Annotated in this window: 5 protein-coding genes and 1 pseudogene; all 6 read right to left on the reverse strand. The window is 67.6% G+C overall.

Features of this window, described 5'->3' with window-relative positions; all coding sequences use genetic code 11:
• A pseudogene (locus tag AC3WJI_RS21370) lies at positions 1–223 on the reverse strand (hypothetical protein); the annotation flags it as partial.
• A gap of 139 nt (positions 224–362) precedes the next feature.
• On the reverse strand, positions 363–1,901 hold the full coding sequence (locus AC3WJI_RS21375; RefSeq protein WP_492759326.1) for an amino acid permease: 1,539 nt from the start codon (positions 1,899–1,901) through the stop codon (positions 363–365).
• A 98-nt stretch (positions 1,902–1,999) separates the two neighbouring features.
• Complete coding sequence (locus tag AC3WJI_RS21380) at positions 2,000–2,377, reverse strand: histidine triad nucleotide-binding protein (protein WP_492759327.1); 378 nt, start codon at positions 2,375–2,377, stop codon at positions 2,000–2,002.
• Positions 2,378–2,541: 164 nt separating this feature from the next.
• Entirely contained in the window at positions 2,542–2,859 is a 318-nt protein-coding gene (locus AC3WJI_RS21385) for a phosphoribosyl-ATP diphosphatase (protein ID WP_492759328.1), read from the reverse strand.
• Between the two features lie 31 nt (positions 2,860–2,890).
• Positions 2,891–3,073 carry a hypothetical protein gene (locus AC3WJI_RS21390; protein ID WP_492759329.1) on the reverse strand — a complete coding sequence of 61 codons (183 nt, stop codon included), beginning with the start codon at positions 3,071–3,073 and terminating at the stop codon, positions 2,891–2,893.
• 129 nt (positions 3,074–3,202) lie between these two features.
• Positions 3,203–3,964 (reverse strand): imidazole glycerol phosphate synthase subunit HisF, encoded by a 762-nt coding sequence (gene hisF, locus AC3WJI_RS21395; RefSeq protein WP_492759330.1) that lies wholly within the window; start codon positions 3,962–3,964, stop codon positions 3,203–3,205.
• Positions 3,965–4,002: the final 38 nt, after the last annotated feature.

Here is a 4,002-nt window from a genome sequence, read left to right on the forward strand (position 1 = left end):
GGGACGGGGGCGGTGGGGGCGGTGACGCATTTTGGCCGACCAACTCGCCGCGCTCTTCGAGCTCGCGGCGCGCCTGCTGGCGCCGCTTGGCGATGCGGGTGCCCCAGGCGAGCACGAACAGTGCAGCGAGAATGCCAATCGCGATCAGCACGAACGACAAGGTGAGCCATACCGGCGCTCCGGCATATAGGGGCCCTCCGGTCTGCCAAGCCGTATCGTTCATTCCATTCGCTCCCGACGTCATGCAGTCACTGGGTCTCAACGCATAGCGCCGGATTCCGCAGCGTCCAGCAGCGTCGTACCCACAAACAAGAAGGGCCGGAGGATTGCGCCTCCGGCCCCGATTGCAGCGAACGCCCGCCTCAGTGCGTGCCCGGCACCGGCGGATCGAGTTGCTCGTAGGCCTCATGTTCGGCGACATCGACGATGCCACGGCCGACATGGCTGCGGCTACGGCTGTAGCCGAAATAGACGAGCAGGCCGATCACCGCCCAGATCGCGAACAGAACGATGCTCTTGATGTCGAGGCTGATGAACAGATAGGCGCAACCGAGAATTGCCAGCGGCGCCGTGACGAATACCAGCGGGGTGCGGAACGGCCGCTGGCGGTTCGGCTCGGTGCGGCGGATCACCATCACCGCGATCGAGACCGCCGCGAAAGCGAACAAGGTCCCCGAGTTCGAAATGTTGGCGAGCTGGCCGACCGGGAAGAAGGCCGCGAACAACGCGACGGCGATGCCGGTGATGATCGTGATCACGTGCGGCGTGTTGAACTTGGGGTGGATCTTCGAGAAGGCCGCGGGAAGCAGCCCGTCGCGGCTCATCACGAAGAAGATGCGGGTCTGGCCGAACATCATCATCAGGATGACCGACGGCAGCGCCAGTCCGGCGGCGAGGCCGATCAAGTTCCCGATCTGCGGCCAGCCGATTTCGCGCAGGGTGAAGGCGAGCGCTTCCTTCGAACAGACCACGTCCTTGAAGCCCTCGGCGGCACGCGCGGCGCACTGCGCGGCAAGCTCGCGGCTGCCAGGGTCGAGCGCGACGCCGCCGGCGGTCACCGGCTGAGTCGAGAGGCCCGGGGCGCCGATCACGCCGGCAGCAACGAGGATGTAGAAGATCGTGCAGATGCCCAAGCTGCCGATTAGGCCGATCGGCATGTTGCGCTGCGGGTTCTTGGTCTCTTCGGCGGCGGTCGAGACCGCGTCGAAGCCGACATAGGCGAAGAAGATCGACGCCGCCGCCATCGAGATGCCGACAAAGCCGGTGGGGGCGAAGGGCGAGAATTGGGTGCTGTTCATTGCCGGCAGCGCCAAGACGATGAACAAAGTGAGCGCGGAGACCTTGATCGCGACGAGGATCGCATTGATCGTCGCGCTCTCCTTGGTGCCGATCACCAGCAGCCAGGTGACCAGGCCGGCGATCAGCATTGCCGGCAGGTTGATCAGCCCGCCGTCGAACGGCCCGAGCACCAGGGTGTCGGGTATGTCGATCCCGGCGGCATGCTCGATCAGGCCGACGACGTAGCCCGACCAGCCGACCGACACCGCCCCCGCGGCGACGGCATATTCGAGGATCAGCGCCCAGCCGACCATCCAGGCGATCAGCTCGCCCATCACGGCGTAGCTATAGGTATAGGCTGAGCCCGAGACGGGGACCATCGACGCCATTTCGGCATAGCAGAGCGCCGCGAAGGCGCAGACGACGCCGGCGATGATGAAGCTGATCATCATCCCCGGACCGGCCTTCTGCGCGGCCTCGGCGGTCAGCACGAAGATGCCGGTGCCGATCACTGCGCCGATCCCGAGCATGGTCAGTTGGAACGCGCCGAGCGATCGGTGGAGCGATTTCTTCTCGGCGGTCGCGAGAATCGCGTCGAGTGGTTTTACGCGCCCGAATATCATTAAGTGGTCCCCTTCGCGGCGCCGGTTCGCGCCACCCGTAATGGAAAGGCGCGAGCCTAGCCGCAAAAGCCCGTCGCGCAATCCCTTAGTCGCGCAGCTCAGCGCGCGAGCATCGGCCCCAGCGGCCGGCCGGCGAAGAGATGGACGTGCAGGTGCGGGACTTCCTGATGTCCGTCCTGACCAATATTGGCGAGCAGCCGGTACCCGGGCTCGACCATCCCGGCGTCGCGCGCGACCTGCCCGACCGCGCGGACGAAGCCGGCGATCTCGGCGTCGCTCGCCTTGGAGGCAAAATCGTCCCAGCTGACATAGGGGCCCTTGGGAATCACCAGGATGTGCTGCGGCGCCTGCGGGTTGATGTCGTGAAAGGCGAGGGCGTGCTCGTCCTCATACACGCGCTTCGACGGGATCTCGCCGCGCAGGATCTTCGCGAAGATGTTGTTCGGGTCGTAAGGCTGGGTGGCGTCGATGGGCATGACGGGTCTCCTCGTTTGAGCCGGGCCTAGCCGATCCTCCCCGGCACGGGGAGGGGGACCGCGCCCGTAGGGCGTGGTGGAGGGGGTGTGCCGCGAGGGACGCCCTATGAGGAGGGCCCCCTCCACCAGCCTTTGGCTGGTCCCCCTCCCCGTGCCGGGGAGGATCAGGCGGAGCGGTTGGCCTTCTCGTCGATCCCCGACACGCCTTCGCGGCGGGCGAGTTCGGCGCGAACGTCGGTGAGGCTCAGCCCGGCATCGGCGAGCAGCACTGCGAGGTGGAAGACCAGATCGGCGGCTTCGCTGACGATGCCGGGCCTGTCGCCCTCGATAGCGGCGATCACCGTCTCGACGGCTTCCTCGCCGACTTTCTGCGCGATCTTGGCGCGGCCCTTGGCGGTCAGCCGCGCGACATAGGAGCTTGCCGGATCGCCGCTGCGGCGTTCGCGGATGGTTGCTTCGAGCGTGTCGAGGATGTCGGCCATGAAGCGGGGCTGCGGGAGCCGCGCGGCGCTGTCAATCCTTGGCGCGGAAGCGCGCGCGCAGCTGGCGGCGCACGAACCACACCGCGAACGCAGCACAGGCGAACAAGGCGAGGTCGGAAAGCTCGGGCATCGAGCGCGTGCCCGCGACGCCGCTATGCGGGGCCGCGGCGAGCGCGGGGGCGGCGGTGAGCAAGGCGAGCGCGAGGCGGAGCATGTGGCAGGTTGTAACGGAAGGGGGATTGGGGAAGGGTTAAGCTGACCCGTGCTCCTGTGAAAGCAGGAGCCCAGAGTCGCAAGCAATGCCTTTCGTAATCCTAGGCTCCTGCTTTCGCAGGAGCACGAGTTACGAGCGTACCGGTATCCCCGCCGCCGCGAGCGCGGCGTGGGCGTCGGCGATGCTGGCCTCGCCGAAGTGGAAGATCGATGCCGCGAGCACGGCGCTGGCATGGCCGTCGCGGATTCCCGCCACTAGATGATCGAGAGCGCCGACCCCGCCCGACGCGACCACCGGCACCGTGACCTGATCCGCGATCGTGCGGATCAGGTCGAGGTCGTAGCCGTCGCGGGTGCCATCGCGGTCCATCGACGTGACGAGCAATTCGCCGGCACCGAGCTCGGCAAGGCGCAGCGCATGCGCGACCGCGTCGATCCCGGTCTCGCGCCGGCCGCCATGGGTGAAGACTTCCCAGCGCCCCTCGGCGACCTTGCGGGCGTCGACCGAGGCGACGACGCATTGGCTACCCATGCGCTCGGCGATCTCGGCGACGATCTCCGGGCGCGACACTGCGGCGGAATTGACCGCGACCTTGTCGGCACCGGCGAGCAGCAGCGCGCGGGCATCGTCGACGCCGCGCACGCCGCCGCCGACGGTCAGCGGCATGAAGCAGACCTCGGCGGTGCGGCGGACGACGTCGAGGATCGTGCCGCGTGCCTCGTGGCTGGCGGTGATGTCGAGGAAGCAGAGCTCGTCGGCGCCCGCAGCGTCATAGGCGCGCGCCTGCTCGACCGGGTCGCCGGCGTCCTTGAGGTCGACGAAGTTGACGCCCTTGACGACGCGGCCGTTCGCCACGTCGAGGCAGGGGATCACGCGCGCGCGGACGGTCATCGTGGAAGCCCCTCCCCTGCAGGGGAGGGGTTGGGGGT

The organism is Sphingomonas sp. FW306-1B-B10E (genome assembly GCF_058782005.1).